Source organism: Streptomyces sp. NPDC007896 (assembly GCF_042959425.1).
Classification (GTDB): domain Bacteria; phylum Actinomycetota; class Actinomycetes; order Streptomycetales; family Streptomycetaceae; genus Streptomyces.
Map to the genome: position 1 here is coordinate 338,135 of NZ_JBIBKX010000002.1, position 17,484 is coordinate 355,618.

Annotated in this window: 14 protein-coding genes; 8 read left to right on the top strand and 6 right to left on the bottom strand. The window is 69.6% G+C overall.

Going from position 1 to position 17,484, the window contains the following annotated elements; translation table 11 throughout:
* The first annotated feature begins 49 nt into the window (after nucleotides 1–49).
* From ACFZDJ_RS09190 to ACFZDJ_RS09210, 5 genes are all read left to right on the top strand, one after another.
* On the top strand, nucleotides 50–523 hold the full coding sequence (locus tag ACFZDJ_RS09190; protein WP_391057322.1) for a VOC family protein: 474 nt from the start codon (nucleotides 50–52) through the stop codon (nucleotides 521–523).
* A 48-nt stretch (nucleotides 524–571) separates the two neighbouring features.
* Nucleotides 572–1,321, top strand: coding sequence for an SDR family oxidoreductase (locus ACFZDJ_RS09195; RefSeq protein ID WP_168493852.1), 750 nt, complete (start codon nucleotides 572–574; stop codon nucleotides 1,319–1,321).
* Between the two features lie 302 nt (nucleotides 1,322–1,623).
* Nucleotides 1,624–2,886: a serine hydrolase gene (locus tag ACFZDJ_RS09200; RefSeq protein ID WP_391057325.1), complete on the top strand. Its 1,263-nt coding sequence runs from the start codon at nucleotides 1,624–1,626 to the stop codon at nucleotides 2,884–2,886.
* A gap of 236 nt (nucleotides 2,887–3,122) precedes the next feature.
* On the top strand, nucleotides 3,123–3,965 hold the full coding sequence (locus ACFZDJ_RS09205) for a SpoIIE family protein phosphatase (RefSeq protein ID WP_391057327.1): 843 nt from the start codon (nucleotides 3,123–3,125) through the stop codon (nucleotides 3,963–3,965).
* A 70-nt stretch (nucleotides 3,966–4,035) separates the two neighbouring features.
* A complete protein-coding gene (locus tag ACFZDJ_RS09210) occupies nucleotides 4,036–5,052 on the top strand; it encodes an MASE1 domain-containing protein (protein ID WP_391057329.1) in 1,017 nt (338 codons plus the stop codon).
* Nucleotides 5,053–5,239: 187 nt separating this feature from the next.
* Here the strand turns inward: ACFZDJ_RS09210 and ACFZDJ_RS09215 are convergent, their stop codons facing one another.
* The 3 genes from ACFZDJ_RS09215 to ACFZDJ_RS09225 form a co-directional block, all read right to left on the bottom strand.
* On the bottom strand, nucleotides 5,240–5,926 hold the full coding sequence (locus ACFZDJ_RS09215) for an HAD-IA family hydrolase (RefSeq protein ID WP_391057332.1): 687 nt from the start codon (nucleotides 5,924–5,926) through the stop codon (nucleotides 5,240–5,242).
* Between the two features lie 131 nt (nucleotides 5,927–6,057).
* Nucleotides 6,058–8,778, bottom strand: a complete 2,721-nt coding sequence (locus ACFZDJ_RS09220; RefSeq protein ID WP_391057335.1) for an HAD-IC family P-type ATPase — start codon at nucleotides 8,776–8,778, stop codon at nucleotides 6,058–6,060.
* Nucleotides 8,779–8,843: 65 nt separating this feature from the next.
* Complete coding sequence (locus ACFZDJ_RS09225) at nucleotides 8,844–9,848, bottom strand: PPK2 family polyphosphate kinase (protein ID WP_390932989.1); 1,005 nt, start codon at nucleotides 9,846–9,848, stop codon at nucleotides 8,844–8,846.
* A 297-nt stretch (nucleotides 9,849–10,145) separates the two neighbouring features.
* Here ACFZDJ_RS09225 and ACFZDJ_RS09230 point away from each other — a divergent pair, with 297 nt between their 5' ends.
* Both ACFZDJ_RS09230 and ACFZDJ_RS09235 read left to right on the top strand, forming a co-directional pair.
* Entirely contained in the window at nucleotides 10,146–12,071 is a 1,926-nt protein-coding gene (locus tag ACFZDJ_RS09230) for a glycoside hydrolase family 15 protein (RefSeq protein WP_391057337.1), read from the top strand.
* Nucleotides 12,072–12,108: 37 nt separating this feature from the next.
* Entirely contained in the window at nucleotides 12,109–13,476 is a 1,368-nt protein-coding gene (locus tag ACFZDJ_RS09235) for an MFS transporter (RefSeq protein WP_391057340.1), read from the top strand.
* A gap of 17 nt (nucleotides 13,477–13,493) precedes the next feature.
* On the opposite strand, the gene ACFZDJ_RS09240 is transcribed toward ACFZDJ_RS09235, so the two are convergent.
* Together ACFZDJ_RS09240 and ACFZDJ_RS09245 are read right to left on the bottom strand one after the other, a co-directional pair.
* Complete coding sequence (locus ACFZDJ_RS09240) at nucleotides 13,494–14,213, bottom strand: alpha/beta fold hydrolase (protein WP_390933101.1); 720 nt, start codon at nucleotides 14,211–14,213, stop codon at nucleotides 13,494–13,496.
* A 114-nt stretch (nucleotides 14,214–14,327) separates the two neighbouring features.
* Nucleotides 14,328–14,996, bottom strand: coding sequence for a DUF4232 domain-containing protein (locus tag ACFZDJ_RS09245; RefSeq protein WP_391057343.1), 669 nt, complete (start codon nucleotides 14,994–14,996; stop codon nucleotides 14,328–14,330).
* Between the two features lie 186 nt (nucleotides 14,997–15,182).
* Here ACFZDJ_RS09245 and ACFZDJ_RS09250 point away from each other — a divergent pair, with 186 nt between their 5' ends.
* Nucleotides 15,183–16,613 carry a helix-turn-helix domain-containing protein gene (locus tag ACFZDJ_RS09250; RefSeq protein ID WP_391057345.1) on the top strand — a complete coding sequence of 477 codons (1,431 nt, stop codon included), beginning with the start codon at nucleotides 15,183–15,185 and terminating at the stop codon, nucleotides 16,611–16,613.
* A 58-nt stretch (nucleotides 16,614–16,671) separates the two neighbouring features.
* Here the strand turns inward: ACFZDJ_RS09250 and ACFZDJ_RS09255 are convergent, their stop codons facing one another.
* The gene (locus tag ACFZDJ_RS09255; RefSeq protein ID WP_391057347.1) at nucleotides 16,672–17,433 is read right to left on the bottom strand and encodes a hypothetical protein; all 762 of its coding nucleotides are present in this window, start codon (nucleotides 17,431–17,433) and stop codon (nucleotides 16,672–16,674) included.
* Nucleotides 17,434–17,484 lie beyond the last annotated feature (51 nt).

Sequence of the window (17,484 nt, forward strand, 5' to 3'; positions counted from 1 at the left end):
CGCACGCCGGAGTGGGCGGTGCGTCGACGTCGAGAAGAAAGACCTCCGCATGGACCTGAAACTCGAAGTCATCGTCTTGCCCGTCTCCGACGTCGATCGGGCCAGAAGTTTCTACGAGGCGGTGGGATTCCGGATGGACGCCGACCACGCCGCCAATGACGACTACCGGGTGGTGCAGTTCACGCCGCCCGGCTCCGAATGCGCCATCATCTTCGGCAAGGGGGTGACCTCCGCCGAGCCCGGCTCGGTCCGAGGCCTGTACCTCATCGTCCCGGACATCGAGAAGGCCCACGCGGAGCTCAGCGGCCGAGGCGTCGAGATGAGCGAGGTGTTCCACGACGCCGGAGGGATCTTCCAGCACGGCCACGGCGCCCAGGGGGTCACCTACCAGGGCGGGGAGGCGGAACGGGTGCCCGGCCCGCACCCCGACCGCGCCGACTATGGCTCCTACGCCACCTTCAGCGACCCGGACGGCAACGGCTGGGTGCTCCAGGAGGTGAGGAAGCGGGCCCCCGGCCGCTGACACCACGTGCCCATGACAGGAGAACCAGGCCGATACCCGGAGGCAGAGATGACGGGCAGCGAACCCGACCACGGCCACGGCCTCGCCGACCGGACGGTCGTGGTCATCGGCGCCAGCGCGGGAATCGGACTCGAGACGGCCCGCCAGGTACGTGCGGACGGCGGCCGGGTGGTCCTGGTCGGCCGCAACCCCGAACGGCTGCGGCAGGCCGCGCTGGAGCTGGACCCCGTCGCCACAGCCGCGTTCGACGCCACCGACACCGACCGCCTCCGGCAGTTCTTCCAGGACCTGCCCGGACCGGTCGACCATGTACTGGTCACAGCCGGCGGCCCCTACTACATGCCGTTGGAGAGCATGGACCTCGCCGACGCCCGCCGCGCGTTCGACGAGCGCCTCGGCATGACACTCGGGGTCGCCCTCTACAGCCGTGACAAGATCCGCGCCGGCGGCACCCTGTTGTTCATCGGCGGCACCGGCGGCCGACGCCCCGGTGTCGGCCTGGCCATCGCGTCGGCAGCCACCGCGGCTCTGCCCGCCCTCGTCGCCAACCTGGCGCTCGAAATGGCGCCGGTCCGGGTGAATCTCATCGCCGCCGGGTTCGTCGACACACCCCTGTCGGCCTCACTGCTGGGGGATCAGGTCGATGCCCGGCGCGAGGAACTGCGCACCAGGCTTCCCATCCGACGGGTGGTCGGCCCGGCCGATGTCGCCGCTCTCGCCGTGCACATCATGTGCAACGACGCGCTCACCGGCGCCACGTACGACATCGACGGCGGCCAGCAACTCCTCTCCCACTGAGAACCGCCACGGCCTCCTTGTCCGGTGCCGCTGCGTCGATTCAGGAGACGGTGAAGTTCAAGGTGGCGGCGGTGCCGTGAAGCGAGCGCGGCCGTGAGCGCACGGATCACGACCCCTTTCACGGCCGCGTCCACCGCCGCCGAGGTGGCCGACGACCTCTCCTGACCCGCAGTCAGGTGTCGGGGTGTGGTCAGGGTTTGCTCAGGGATGTTCCCTGATCAGCTGGGCCGGCGGGCGCAAGAGACTCGTGGGCGGGCCGTTCGACCGCCGGTCCGACCGCCACCACTCCGGAGAACCTCACTGTGAACTACTCTGCCGCCCTTACCCGTTGGACCACCGTGACCGCGTCCGGCGCCGTGCTGGTCGCCCTGGCCGCGGGGATGGCCGCTCCCGCCTCTGCCGTCACCCCGGCACCGGCACCGGCGCCCGCCACCGCCGCCGCGACCGGCGCGCCGCTGCCAGGGCTCGACCCGGCCGAGCTCCGGGCGGCCATCGGTGGCCTGCCGAACGCGGACGTCACCGGAGCGCTGCTGCGGATCACCGGCAGCGCGGGCCACTGGTCGGGCACCTCGGGCGTGGGCGACCTGGAGACAGGTCAGGGCGTCCCGACCGACGCGCACATCCGGATCGGCAGCATCTCCAAGGTCTTCACCGCCACCATCGTCCTCCAGCTCGCCGCCGAGCACCGGATCGACCTGGACAAGCCCGTCCAGCAGTACCTTCCGGGCGTCCTGCCCGCCGACCTGCCGCCCGTCGAGGTCGGCCGGCTGCTCAACCACACCAGCGGCCTGCCGCGCGGCGCCGCGAGCCCGGACTTCGGCGACGGCAGCCCCGAATGGTTCGCCGCCAACCGCCTCAAGAGCTTCACCCCGCAGCAGGTGGTCGACCTGATGGCAGGCCGGCCGATGGAGTTCGCGCCGGGCACCGCGCAGCAGTACAACGGGATGAACTACTACGTCGCCGGCCTGCTGGTCGAGAAGATCACCGGGCACACCTTCGCCCACGAGGTGCGATCCCGGATCACCCGGCCGCTCGGACTGCACGACACCTACGTCCCCGACGCCGACGACTCGCGCCTGCCCGGCCCGCACTCCCACGGCTATCTGACGGTCACGTCCTCGGACGGCACCACGCACCCGGTCGACGTCACCGAACAGAGCCCCTGGCCCTGGGCCGAGGGCGGAATGATCTCCACCCCCGCCGACCTCGACCGTTTCATGACCGCTCTCTTCCGCGGCCGTTTCCTCCCGCCGGCCCAGCAGGCCGAGCTCTTCACCGTCCCCGACGTCCCCAGCTTCCACAGCAGCCAGTGCCGCACCGAGGCCGACGCAGGCCGTGCCTGCATGACCATGGGCATCATGCGGGTGAAGGCCTCCAACGGAGTCGTGGTCTGGGGCAAGACCGGCTCCCGCCCCGGCTACACCAGCGGCGTGTTCGCCACCCGCGACCTCTCCCGCAAGGTCGTCTACTCCGTCAACCCGACCAACCTCAACGGCACCGAGATGCGCTACATCCAGCAGATGGCCGCCGCCTCCTTCGGCACCTTGGTCCCGGCCACGAACTGACCCCGTGCGACCGCCGAAGGGCCGTGTGGCCGGTCGCCTCCGGCGATTCATCAGCCTCGGCGGCGCCACGCGCGGCGTACGCGCCGGTCCCGCGGCACGGAGGCCCTCAGGTTCTGTTTTCGCTGGTCGTAGCAGTGACGGCGCCGTGTGCGCCAGCAGGATGAGCTGCCTGTAACAGGGGTACCGTGAACTCGTGACCTACGGCGCAAATGCGAAGAAACCTGAAATGTGATGCCATGCCTCGCCGCCGCACCGATTCGTCCAGTGGGACCGCAGAGCTGCTGAACACGCTCGGTGATCTCACCGGCCGGGTGCTGGACCTGATCAAGGTCCAGCAGGCCCGCGTGGAACTCGCTGCAGCGCTGCAGCGCCAGGTCCTCGCCGCCGAGCTGCCGGTCCTGCCCTACCTGCAGGTGGCGGGACGGTACGCACCTGCGCGGGCCGGACTGGACATCGGCGGCGACTGGTACGACGGCTTCCTCATGCCGGACGGCTCGGTGGGATTCGTGATCGGAGATGTACAGGGCCACGATGTCGAGGCCGCGGCTCTCATGGGGCAGGTGCGCACCTGCCTGCGCGCCGTCGCCACCGCCACCACGGACCCGGCGGAGGTGCTCCGGCGCACCAACGATCTGCTCGTCGCCATGGACTGCGGGCTGTTCGTGACCTGTTCGTTCCTGCGCTTCGACCCGGCCACGAGCGAGCTCACCGACGCCCGCGCCGGGCACATCCCCGCCGTCTGGGCCACGGCCGACGGCTGCTGCGACATCGTCCTGAACGACGGCGGTCTGCCGCTGGGCATACAAGCCGGCGAGAGCTACCGGTCGACCCGCCGACAGCTCTCTGGCGTGGGCGCGTTCGTGCTGCTCACCGACGGTGTGGTGGAAGGTCCCAGCTATCCGATCGAGGAAGGGCTCAAGCAGGTGGCCGACCTGCTCGTCGGAGCCTGTCGCACCGACCCCGAAGAGCTGGCCGCACTGGTGATCAAGGTGGCGGATCTCACCGGCCACAGCGACGACGCCGCGGTCCTTGTCCTTCGTTACGGAGGGCTCCAGGAACAGCGGCAGGACGAAAGATGAGCGGCATGCGAGGCGTCGGCGACCCCTGCGGGGTACGGCTCGCCCGGTGTGACCGCCGGGGTGGGCGAGCATGAGCAATGCGGCGCGCGATGAGCGGCTCCGGCGGTACACCGTCCAGGGCCTTCAGCTGGCTGCCGTCGCAGCCGCCTACTACGTCAGTGCCAAGATCGGGTTGCAGCAGCAACTGGTGAGAGGGCAGGTCACGCCGATGTGGCCGCCCACCGGCGTCGCTGTCGTCGTCCTGCTGCTCTGGGGTCTTCGCATGTGGCCAGGAATCGCTCTCGGGGCGTTCGTGGTGAACGTGATGCTCGGACCGTCGATCCTCCCCGTGCTCGCCATCGCGGTGGGCAACACGCTCGCCCCGGTCTGCGCCTACCTCCTCCTGCGGCGTGTGGGATTCCATGCCGCACTCGACCGGCTGCAGGACGCTCTGGCTCTGGTCTTCCTCGGGGCCTTGGGCGGGATGCTGATCAGCGCGACGCTCGGTACCACAGTCCTGGTGGCCTCCGGCGCGCTGGCGGTCCATGACTTCTGGCCGACCTGGTCGGTGTGGTGGACGGGCGACGCGATGGGGGTCCTGGTCATCGCGCCGTTCCTGCTGGCCGTGCGCACCGTCCGATGGCCACGCGGCGTACCTGTCCTGCGCTGGGTGGAGGCGGTGGCCCTGCTGGGCGGCACGGCCGCGGTCGGCGTGGTGGCCACTCACAGCTCGGTCGACCTTCTCTTTCTCGTCGTCCCCTTCCTGATCTGGGCGGCCTTCCGCTTCCAGCTGGTGGGCGCCGCGCCCTGTGCGCTGATCGCTTCCGTGATCGCGATCGACGCGGGTGCCGCCGGGGCGGGTCCGTTCTCCGGTCACGATCTCCTCGCCAAGATGGTCATCCTGCAGGCCTTCAACGGCACCGTGTCACTGACGGCCCTTCTGCTCTCGGCGGTCGTCACCGAGCAGAACCGCACCCTCCGGGAGATCGAAGGGGCCTGCGAGCGCCTGAAGGAGGCGCTGTCCCGACTCGCGCCGGACGAGACACTCGACCACTGGCCGTCTTCCCGCCCGGAAAGGCCGGATCGCCAGAAGTGGCATCGCCCTTGAAACGCGCAGGGTTTTGGCTGCTGGAGTCGGCCTCTCGGGCCAACAGAGCCGGAGCGGTCGCCAGCACCGCCAACCGGCCACGATCAGCAGGAGTCGACCGTGTAAGAGGATCAACGGCTCGAAGCGTACGAGCGCTCTGCGCGCCTGGATGCGGCTTTACGCCGTGATCACGTCGGGCACAGCGAGATCATCGCGCTGCCGCTGATCCCCTCGGCTCGTGAGGACGGGTTCCGGAAGCGACGGCGAGGATGTCGTTGATCGCTTCGCGCAGGCTCCCGAAGTGACGGTGCACGCCGTCCACCGCAACGGGTGCGTTGACCCCCCACACCGTCATCCCGGCACGCAGCCCGGACCGCACACCGGAGGGTGCGTCCTCGATGACCAGACAGTCCCGCGGCTCGGCACCGAGCCGCTCGGCAGCCAGTAGATAGGGGACGGGCGAGGGCTTGCCCTCCTCGACGGAGGCGGCATCGATGATGAGGCTCGGGACCGGCAAGCCGGTCCGGGCGAAGCGGCCGCGCACCCGGTGCTCGTAATTCGACGTCACCAGTGCCCAAGCCTCCGGCGGCAGAGCGTCCAGCAGCTCGGACGCACCGTCGAAGGCCGCATACGTGCCGGACCGGACGTCCTCGTCCTCGAGTTCATGCAGCGCGGCCAGGCACTCCTGCGGCTCACAGTCCGGAACGACCTGCGCGAAGGTCTCCAACGGTCTTGTCCGCAAGGCCACTTGGTAGACCTCGTCGGGGTCGAGTCCATAGCGCTCCGCCCACACCCCCCAAACCCGGCGCTGGTTGTCCACGGCATCGATCAACGTGCCATCGACGTCAAACAGGACGTACTTCCTGGCTCCGGGCCGAGCAGGTTCACCAATCATGTCCTGATCATGTCATGTCCTGATCGTGCCATCAGGCCCCCGAGCAGGCAGTTTGCACACCTGTGCTGCGGCCACGCGGCTCCATCCGACTCGGAGGACCCCAACTCCGTGTCGAACTCCGTGTCGACGCATCAGGTGCCTCTCGACCGGCGGGCCAGGAGCTTGCCCAGTTCCCACAGGAGCAGGAGCGCGAGAGCGGCCAGCAGCGCCCAGCCGAACTGCCGCGCGTCGATCTGGGTCGTCCCGAGGATGCGGCGGAGGCCGTCCATCTGGGTCACCAGCACCGCGAGCACGAACTGGGCCAGTGCCACCCAGTTCATCTGCTTGCTGTCGAAGGTGGACGTCGTCAGCACCGAATCCGTCTCGCTGCGGCACTCGAACGCGGCCACGATCAGACAGAGGGCGAAGGCGGTGAACGCGATCGACCGACCGGTCTCGACGCTGTCGAAGTGGGCCTGACCGAGCTTGATCAGTCCGAGCAGGACGACGGTGATCGCCAGCCCGCCGATTCCGACCGTGACCAGTACGGGCCGGGTGAGCACCGACTCCCCTCGCGGACGCGGCCTGCGTCGCATGAGCCCGGGGCTCTCCCGGTCGAAGCCCAGCGCGAAGCCGAAGGAGGCGTTGACCACGAAGTGGATCCACAGCACCTGCGGCGGGGTGAAGGGCTCACCGGCGGCGATGTTGAAGACGGTGGCCCCGAGAAAGGTCAGCACGAAGGTGACCAGCAGGAGAAGAACGAACCGGATGTACTTGGTGAGGTTGTCGTAGATTCTCCGGCCCTGCTCCACGGCGTAGACGATGGTGGCGAACTTGTCGTCGGAGAGGATCATGCGTCCGGCGTTCTTCGCCACATCCGTGCCGCTGCCCATGGCGATACCGATGTCGGCGGCCTTGATGGCGGGTGCGTCGTTCACGCCGTCCCCGGTCATCGCCACGACCTCGCCCTTCTTCTTGAGCGTCTCGGCGAGCAGCACCTTGTGCTCCGGCGCGACGCGCCCCACCACACCGATGCCGTCGATACGGGCGAGTTGCTCGTCCTCGCTCATGGCGGCGAAATCGGCGCCGAGGACCGCCTCGCCGGGGATGCCGAGCTGCCGGGCGATCGCCGCACCGGTGGTGACGTCGTCACCGGTCACCATGCGGACCCGGATGTGCCCGGCCTGGGCGCCGGCCACGGCGGTCTTGGCGTCCTCGCGGGGCGGATCGACCATGCCGACGAGACTGGTCATCCGCAGCTCGGTGACGTACGCGAGCAGGTCTGCGTCCGGATCGAAGCCGGCCGGGTCCAGGTCTCGGGTGGCCGCGGCCATCACCCTGCGCCCCTCGCCGCCCATCCGCTCGGTCTGTGCCTCGGCACGCGCGGCCAGTTCGGCGTCCCACGGGATGGTCTCGCCCGCCGCGAGCGCGGTGGCGGCCCGCGCCACCACCGCCGGGACCGCGCCTTTGACGAAGCATCGGACGACCTGCCGCCCGGCGGTGTCGACCGCTGAGTTGAAAGTGGCCATCAGCTTGTAGCCCGGGTCGAACGGCAGTGTGGCGAGCCGGGGAAGACTCTCCCTGGTGGCGTCGATGTCCAGCCCGGCCTTGTGCGCGAGCACCAGCAGCGCGCCCTCGGTGGGATCGCCCACCACCTTGCCGTCCACCAGCTTCGCGTCGCCGGCCACCACGTACGGCAGGATCGCGTCCTCGATGCCCGTGGAGGAGCCTGCCGCATGGTGGATCTTCCCGTCGAGCCCGTAGCCCGTGCCCGAGACGGTGTACCGGTCGGTGGGACTCACGACCTCGACGGCGGTCATCTGGTTCATCGTCAGGGTGCCGGTCTTGTCCGAGTTGATCGCCGACGTGAACGCCAGGGTCTCGACCGACGGCAGCTCCTTGACGATCGCGTTCCACTTCGCCAGGTTGAGGCTGCCGACGGACAGGATCGCCTGGGTCACGGTCGGCAGGGCCTCGGGGATGGCGGCGATGGCCAGCGAGACCGCGCTGACGAACAGGACGTCCCAGGCCTGGTCGCGTTGCCGCCCGAGGGCGAACATCACGACCATGGTCAGGCCCGCCGCCCCCGTGATCCACAGCGTCAGGGTGTCGAGTTCCTTGGTGAGCGGCGGTACCTCCTTCTCGGTGGCCGACAGCATCCCGGAGATCTTGCCGACTTCGGTTCCGACGCCGGTCGCGGTGACGACGAGTACGCCGCTGCCGTGAGTCACCGGGGTGTTCATGAACGCCATGTTCGTCTGGTCGCCGGGTGCCGGCCGGGCGCCAGGCAGCGCGCGGGCGTCCTTCGAGGCGGGAACGCTCTCGCCGGTGAGCGCCGACTCGTCGATCTGCAGGGCACTGGCCTCGATGATGCGTCCGTCCGCCGCCACCTGGTCCCCCGCGGCGATGAGCACGATGTCGCCGACGACGAGCTGTTCGGCGGGGATCTCGGCCTCCGTCCCGTCCCTGCGCACCCGCGCCGTCGCCTTCATCATCGACTGCAGCGCGTTCATCGCGCTCTCGGCCTTGCCCTCCTGACGCAGGCCCACGACCGCGTTCAGCAGGGTCAGGACGATCAGCAGGACCCCGGTGGTCCACTGCTTGATGAGCAGCGAGACGATCGCCGCGGCCACGAGGACGATCTGCATGTAACTGCGGTACTGCTCGAGGAACCGGCGCCAGGCCGGAGTTCGCTTCTCCTCGGGCAGCGAGTTCGGGCCGTGCGCGGTCAGGAGCTGCGCGGCCCGTGCCGCGGAGAGGCCGACCGCCGGATCGACGCCGAACGCGGCTACGACCTCCTCGGGAGCGCGCGTGCACCAGCCGTCCTTCGAAGCCCGAGGCTGTTCTCCCACGGAATCCGACCGCACCGTCATCGTTCTGCCTCCGATCCGTGGCCCCGGATGCGTCCGGGCCGGTCACCCGCCGCTGTGGACAGGCCCTAGCCGCGCTTCTTCTTCGTCGGCCTGTCTCTTGGGCCAGAGGTTCGAGCGGCCGACGGATGACGGGAGGCGTACGGATCGGCCGGGGCTCCGGCGGGGGCTTCCTGCTCCAGCTCCCGTTTGGTGGCGAGCAGATCCTTCCGCGCCTCTTCCCCCACGTCGGGGTACTGAGGATCGATGTCCATCAGGGCGTGCGCGAGGACCGCCGCCGCGCAGATCCGCGCGAACCACTTCCGGTCCGCCGGCACTACGTACCACGGCGCCCACTTCGTACTCGTGGCCGAGAGCATCTCGGAGAACGCGTCCTGGTAGTCGTCCCACCGGCGCCGCTCCCGGACGTCGGCCGCGGAGAACTTCCAGTTCTTCTCCGGCAGGTCGATCCGCTTCAGGAAGCGGGTGCGCTGCTCCTCCTTGGACAGGTTCAAGAAGATCTTCACCACTTTGAACCCGTTGTCCGTGAGATAGCGCTCCCAGTGGTTGATCTCCCGGTAGCGCCGGTCCCACAGGCCCGGCCCACGTGCGTCCTCCGGCAGCTTCTGCCGGAGAAGGTTCTCGGGGTGGACTCGTACGACGAGAACCTCCTCGTAGTGCGAGCGATTGAAGATGGCGATCTCGCCGCGTTCGGGCAGCCGCCGGGCGTAACGCCACAGGTAGTCGTGGTCGAGTTCCTCGGTGGAGGGCACCTTGAAGCTGCTGACCCGTACGCCCTGGGGATTGACTCCGCTCATCACGTGGCGGATCGTCCCGTCCTTGCCTCCGGCGTCGAGTGCCTGGAGACAGAGCAGTACGCCGTACGTGTCCTGGGCGGCCAGCCGCTCCTGGTACTCGGCGAGCAACGACACCCCGGTCCGCAGCAGCTCGGCCCCGTCCCGCTTCTTCAGACCGGCCTGGTAGCGAGGATCGAAGTCCCGGTCCAGGCGCACCTTCGACCCCGGTTCCACCCGTAGTGACCCGATCAGTGGCCCGATGAAATCCGCGATGCGTTCGGCTCTCTCGTCCGACATCACCTATCAGTCCTTTTCCGGGACCGGCGTTCGACCGAGGGGCGGGCGGCCCTCGGCCGCGCCACCATGTTCCGGACTCCCTCGCGGGCACAAAGTCCGGATTCCCTCGCGCTCATTGTCTGTGCGCCCGGACAAGATCGCCCCCTGAGGCCGAGTACACCTCGTGCGCCCGGTGCCGGGTTCACCCGCCGCGGGTGAGGCGAAGGCCACAGCACTGCCGAACGCTTGGCGTGGACGGGTCGCTGACGTGTGCCTGCCCGAGCTGCGGGAGTGCGTCGGACCGAGCAGGGAGGTCTTGTGAACCGGTACCCGCCCATCGCGGAACACGGCATGGTCGGCGATCTCCAGACCGCCGCCCTGGTGTCGTCCGGCGGAACCATCGACTGGTGGTGCACGCCCCGCTTCGACTCGCCCAGCCTCTTCGCCTCACTCCTGGACAGCGAACGCGGAGGGCATTGCCGTCTCGCCGCGCAGTCCCCGGACCCGGACGGCGACGGCGACGGCATGACGGTCCGACAGCTGTACCTGTCCGACACCGCGATCCTGGTCACCCGGTTCATGGCACCCGGCGGAGTCGGTGAAGTGGCCGACTTCATGGTGCCCGTCGACTCCTCGGCGCCGACGGACGTGCACCGTCTGGTGAGGGTCGCACGGGTCGTCCGGGGGAGCCTGCCCTTCGCCCTCACCTGTCGCCCGCGTTTCGACTACGGCCGTGCCTCGCACACGCTCTCGCAGAACGACGATCACTCTGCGCTGTTCCACGGCCCGGGGAGGGACCTGCATCTGCAGTCCACCACCGGCGTCGCGCTCCGCGCGGACGGCGACGACATCACCGCCCGCTTCACCCTGTCCGCAGGCCAGACGGCCGCGGTGGTGCTGACCAGCACGGCAAGCGGCGATCCCGCCCCGCAGCGCCCTTCCCTGGAAGGGGTCGCCGACGCATTCGAGACGTGCCGCGCCTTCTGGCTGTCGTGGCTGCGTTCCTGCGCCTACCGAGGCCGCTGGCAGGACATCGTGAACCGCTCGGCGATCACGCTCAAGCTGCTCACGTACGCTCCCACCGGGGCACCCATCGCCGCTGCCACCATGGGACTGCTCGAGCAGGTCGGAGGTGAGCGCAACTGGGACTACCGCTACACGTGGATCCGTGACGCGGCGCTGTCCGTCAGGGCGTTGATCGATCTGGGCTTCCAGGAGGAGGCGCACGCCTTCCGCCGCTGGCTGCGCGAGCGCATCGAGGGCGGAGGCGACGCCTCGGCGGACCCCCTGCAGATCATGTACCGCGTCGACGGCGATCCCCACCTGACCGAAGAGACCCTCGACCACCTGGAGGGCTACCTCGGCTCCCGTCCGGTGCGGGCGGGCAACGCGGCGGCCGACCAGCTGCAACTCGACATCTACGGCGAGGCGTTGGACGCGCTGATCGTGGGCGGTGACATCGGTGCGATCCGCGGATGGAAGGCGCTGAGTGACGTCCTGGACTGGCTCTCCGACAACTGGGACCAGCCGGACGAAGGCATCTGGGAGACCCGTGGCGGCCGTCAGAACTTCACCTACAGCCGGCTGATGACGTGGGTGGCGTTCGACCGCGGTGTCCGCGCGGCGACCGACTTCTCCCGCCCCGCCGACATCGCTCGCTGGACAGGCGCGCGGGACGCGGTCTTCCGCCAGATCGTCGAACGCGGCTGGCACGACAAGCGGGGGGCATTCGTGCAGCACTACGACACCGATGTCCTGGACGCCTCACTCCTGCTCATGCCGAGGGTCGGCTTCGTCTCGCCCCACGATCCGGACTGGATCAGCACCCTGGACGCCATGGACGAGGAACTGGTCAGTGACAGCCTCGTCTACCGGTACGACCCGAAGGCATCCCCCGACGGCCTGCGCGGCTCGGAGGGCACCTTCAACCTGTGCAGCTTCTTCTACGTCGAGGCGCTCGCCCGCAGCGGCAGGCTCAACCAGGCCCGCCACGCCTTCGACAAGATGCTCACCTACGCCAACCACGTCGGCCTCTTCGCCGAGGAGATCGGCCCCTCGGGCGAGCAACTCGGCAACTTCCCCCAGGCATTCACCCACCTCGCCCTGGTCACCGCGGCCATGGCGCTCGACGAAGAGCTGCAGAAGGCGCGGACCGGACCGCGATACGGCGACCACGGGCATCCGGCGACCCATGGCCTCACGGCGCCCGACGAGGACAGGGGCGGGGGCGATACAGGTGGTTGAGACGGCCGGGTCCGCACAGCCGACAGGACACAGACGTGTGCTTGCCGCCCTCGCCCTCGCCCAGTTCATCTGCAGCTTCGCCGGCTCCAACATGAACGTGATGATCAACGACATCAGCGAGGACCTGGACACCACCGTCCAAGGCGTCCAGGTGGCGATCACGATCTTCCTGCTGGTGATGGCGGCGCTGATGATCCCCGGCGGCAAGCTGACCGACCGCTACGGCCGCAAGCGCTGTTTCCTGACCGGCCTCGTCGTCTACGCGATCGGTGCCCTGCTGAGCGCGGCCGCCCCGGGACTCGGCGTTCTGATTCTCGGCAACTCGATCCTCGAAGGCATCGGCACCGCACTGCTCATCCCACCCGTCTACATCCTCACGACCCTCCTCTACCCGGACGTCACCTCGCGCGCCCGCGCGTTCGGCGTCGTCATGGCGCTGGGCGGGGTCGGGGCCGCCGCGGGGCCACTGATCGGCGGACTCATCACCACCGCGATCAGCTGGCGCGCGGCCTTCGTGTTCCAGGCCCTGGTGATCGCGGTGATCGTCGTGCTCAGCCGTCGCATCGAGGACCCGCTGCCCCCGGATCCCACCCGTTCCTTCGACGTCGCCGGGGCGGTGCTCTCAGCCGTCGGCCTCGTCCTCGTCGTCATGGGCATCCTGGCCGCGGACAACAACATCTGGCTCATGGTCGCCCTGCTGGTCCTGGGCGCACTCGTGCTCTGGTGGTTCTTCCACTCGGTGCGCGCCAGGGAAGCATCCGGCCGGGAACCGCTGCTGTCCCTCCGCCTCTTCCACAACCACACCTCCAACCTCGGACTCATCACCCAGAACATCCAGTGGCTGCTGCTCATGGGGACGTCGTTCACGGTGGCGGCCTATCTGCAAGTGGTACGCGGCTACGACGCCATCCAGACCGGAGTCATCTTCACGGCGGCCACACTGGGCCTGCTGGTCACGTCCCTGTCTGCCGAGCGCCTGGCCGGCCGGCACTCTCAACGCACCCTCGTCATGAACGGTTTCGCCGTGTCCGTCGTCGGCGTGGTCGCGCTCGTCGCCCTGGCCGGGAGTTTCTCCACCGCCTGGGCCTTCGTCCCCGGTCTCCTCCTCATCGGACTCGGACTGGGCGTCATGCTGACCCCGTCCGTCAACGTCGTACAGTCGAGCTTCCCCGAAGAACAGCAGGGAGAGATCTCGGGCCTGTCCCGAAGCGTGTCGAATCTCGGCTCGTCCTTCGGCACGGCCATCGCCGGCACCATCCTCGTCGCCGGCCTCACCAAGGGCGCCTACGCCGCCGCGATGATCACCCTGGCGGTCTTCGGCCTCGGCGGCCTGGCCGCGGCGGCGTTCCTCCCCCGGCAAACGGGAACCAGCACCACGCGCACCCCTCGGACGCGAGCCGGTTGACCCTCCGTACGACGCGGTCAGGCCGACGCGTCGGGCTTGACGATCGTGCTGACGAAGTCCCCGATGGCTTCGAGGGTGCGTCCCATCTGCTCGATCTGCGGGAAGTGCCCGGCGTCGGGGATCGGGGCGAAGTGGCCGCCCGGGAACGAGTCGGCGTAGCCGCGCCCGTACTTCAGGGGCGCTATGCCGTCCTCCTCGCCCCAGACGACCAGCACCGGCACGGTCACCCGGTGCAGTCGGCCGCGCAGCTTCGGGTCGTACGTGAACCCCTCGCCCCCGTAGACGGCGAGGGTCTTCTGGTTGGCGGCGGCCGCGGCCCGCTGCGCATCGCTGAACGAGGCGAAGTCGGGGCGGAACCGCGCGTTGGCGAAGGACAGTTGGCTCACGTCGGCCGGGGCCAGGGTGCGCGGGTCGACGACCCGGTTCTCCTTCATGTGGGCGTGGATGCCCACCGCGTTCAGCAGGGTCAGCGCGCCGATCCGGCCGTGGTTGTCGCGCAGGGCCATCTCGGCGGCGATCCAGCCGCCGATGGAGTTGCCGACCACCATGACGCCCTTCAGGTCCAGGGTGTCGAGCAGATCCAGGTACGCGACGGCCAGGTCGGCGACGGTGTCGAACCGCTCCGGGCGGGGGGTGCCGTCGAAGCCGGGGTGGGTCGGCGTGACGACGTACACGTGCTCGGACAGTGCGGAGGAGATCCCGGCCACCGTGCGCGGGCCGGCACCGCCGTGCAGCATCAGCACGCCGGTGCCCTCGGTGTTCTCGCCGTACTCCTGGATGGTGACGGACAGTCCGCCGGACAGGTCGACGGTGTGGCCGGACGGCTGCTGTGTCGTGGGACGCCGGGGCGGCTACCAGGAGAGGGCGTCCGCCGCGTTGTCCTGCCAGTAGGTGACGGTGGCAGCGCTGTTGAAGAAGACACCGCCGTGCGGCAGCTTCAGGGTCTTCTCCGTGTTGGTCGCATTGCCCTGCCTGTTGGTGAAGATCACGCCCAGGGTCTTCTCCTTGCTGCCCCCTTCGCCGTCGGGGGAGTACGTCGTGATGCCCGCGTACGCGGACTGGCCGGGCTTGAGCACCAGCACGGCCTGCGGAGTGGTCTCGTCAGCCCACGGCAGCGGGGCCTGGGCGTCGGCGCCGGCCCTCAGGAAGGGGGCGCTGTAGGCATAGCAGGGCTTGGTGCCGGTGTTGGTGGCCTTGAGCAGCAGGTGGTTGATCGGGCGGGAAACCTCGCTGACGGTCAGCTTGGTGTTCGCCGTCGTGCAGGTGACGACCGAGGACGCCTTCGTGGTGGCGGCGGAGGCGGTCTGCCCGGCGGCCTGGAATCCGACGAGCGCGAGGGCGGCGGCGACGACCATGGAGGAGGCGGCCGTGCGGGAGACGGAACGAGTAGTGCTACGCATGAAGGGGCTGCTTTCTCTGAACATCAGGAAGATGATCTTCCAGTTGTGAACTGTGTCGGTCGGTCTTGTCCTGGTCGTGCTGCGTGGGGTGCGGGTGGGCGCGCCGGAAGTGCGGGTCATGGAAGCGGAGTTGAGCGGGGCCGATCACCGTGTCCGGCGAGGCGTCGTGCTTGGATGGCCCAAGCCTGTGCCATGCGGCGTCCCCTCCGCCATTCCCTCGGGAATTTCGGGACGCTGGGATGCGCGAACCGGCTCTGAACTGGGGAAAAGTGACCTTCCTGGGAAGCCGAACGGAATGGGGGACTGGTGGGGGCGGCTGAGGAGATTGCTGATTTCGCGGCGCTGCTGCGCGAGTTGAAGCAGCGATCCGGGCTGAGTTACGAGGCTCTGGCGAAGCGGGCGCACATGAGCACCACGACGCTGCACCGGTACTGCAAGGGGGAAGGAGTGCCGGCCGACAACGCGGCCGTCGCCCGCTTCGCCCGGGTGTGCAAGGCGACTCCCGAGGAACTGGTCGAGTTGCACCGGCGCTGGGTCCTGGCGGACGCGGCGCGCGAACGCGCCCGGCGGGCCGCAGCGGAATCGGAACCGGAGTCCGCGGACCGGGCCGGAGCGTCCACGTCCGGCTCGGGCCAGGAGCCATGCTCCGCGCGGGAACGCACGGACCAGCCCCAGCCGGAGGCCGTGTCAGACGTTCCGCCCCCGCACCCGCCCCCGCAGCCGACCGCGTCCGCAACTGCGTCCACATCCATGAGCGAGCCGGGGGACCCTCCCGGGTCCGTCGACGAACCGTCGCCGCAGGCGGCTGTCCTCGCTCGCCGCACGCCGACGCTCATCCGCACCGCCCGCAGGCGGTGGGCCCTGATCGCGGCGAGCACCGCCGTCGTTGTCGCCGTGTCCACCGCGCTCACGGTCGACCTGAAGGGCGGGGGGACGGACCTGGCGGAGAACGGCCGGCCGGCCGGCACCGTGACCTCCTTCGGACAGTCGGCCTCCGCCGCCTCCACGCTGCACCCATCGGCGTCCATGTCCCCCTCCGCGCGTCCGGGCCGCTCCACGGCCCCAACCCCCGCAACGCCCGACGCCAAGCCGTCGGGGCACAGCACCGACACGGGCCGCGCCCAGGACAGTGATGAGGTCCCGCTCACGGTGAGCACCCGCACCTATGCCTGGGACGACCCGCAGTGCGAGGGGAAGTACCTGATCAACCGGCCGCCCGGCGAAGTCTCGCCACCGGTGATGGGGCAGGACGTGCCGGGCTGGGTGAAGGCGCACGGCGCCATCGCCGCCGACGGGCAACGGGTGGCGCTGACCGTCCAGGGCACCGGGGACGAAACCGTCGTCATCGAGTCCATGCACGTCCGCGTGGTCAACTCGAGCACGCCCCCGGCCTGGAACGCATACCTGGGGTCGTCGGGCTGCGGCGGAGGCGTGGAGACGAGGTCGTTCGACACGGACCTCGACGCCGGTCACCCCACCATCGTGCCGAAGGCCGGCCAGCGCGGTCTCCCCTACAAGGTCAGCCAGTCCGATCCCGAGGTGCTGTACATCACCGCCCACGCCAGTGCCCACGATGTGAACTGGTACGTGGAGCTGCAGTGGTCCAGCGGCGGCCGTCAGGGAACCACACGGATCGACGACCACGGAATACCGTTCCGCACCAGCGGCAGTCGGGGTCGTCCCGTCTACGAGTACCTGCTCGGCGGCACCGAGTGGTACAGCGTGGCGGAGAACTGATCTCCGGGGTCCCGACACCGAGGACATGTTCTGGGCCGAGGCGGACTGGACAGGGGGGCTACTTGTGCTTCCCGTTGCCCTTCGCGCCGCTTCCCTGGCCGTTTCCGGCCGCGTTGCCCGTGCCGCCGGAGTTGTTGCCGGAGGCGCCGGCGCTCCCCGCCTTGCCGTTGCCGGCGGTCCTGCTCGGCGCGGCTGTCGCCCGCGCCAGCTGCTCGGAGCAGTACGCGGCGACCTTGTCCTTCCCGCCGGCGGCCGTGACGAGCCGCTGCCAGGCCCGCGCGTCGAGCGCTTTGCCGCGATCCTTGACCTGCTCGTAGGCGTGGCAGTGGGCTTCGGTGTCCTGGGCGGTGGCCGGGCGGTCCGTCGGTCCGGGGACGCGGGAGGGCGCCGACGAGGCCTCACCGCCCGGCTGGTCCGGGGCGACCGCCGACGGGTGCGCGGTACCCTGCCCGGCACCGTCCCCGTCCGTGGACGAGCCGACGGAACCGATGGCCGCGACCGCGACTCCACCCAGCGTGAGGCTGGCGAACACCACGCCGAGCGTCATCTTCACAGGACGCCCGGCACGCCGCTCCGCGGGCAGCCGCCAGTCGTCCCGGCGCCGGGTACGCGCCCGGTGCGTGCCCGCGTCACGGGCGGCCCGGAAGGCGGTCAGGGCCCGCTGCTCGGCCTCGGGGTCGAGGTGGCCTCGGCGTAGGACGGCGCCCAGCTCCGTTTCCAGCGTGGCGGCGTCACGCACCTCCCACGGGTCGGACGCGGCGCCGCCAGGGTGCACACGTCGACGGCCCGGAACTCGGTCGCCGCCCAGCCGTTCACCCATGTCCGCTTCCGTTCCTGTTCGACCGGTTCGATTCGTTCGGTGTTCCGAGTC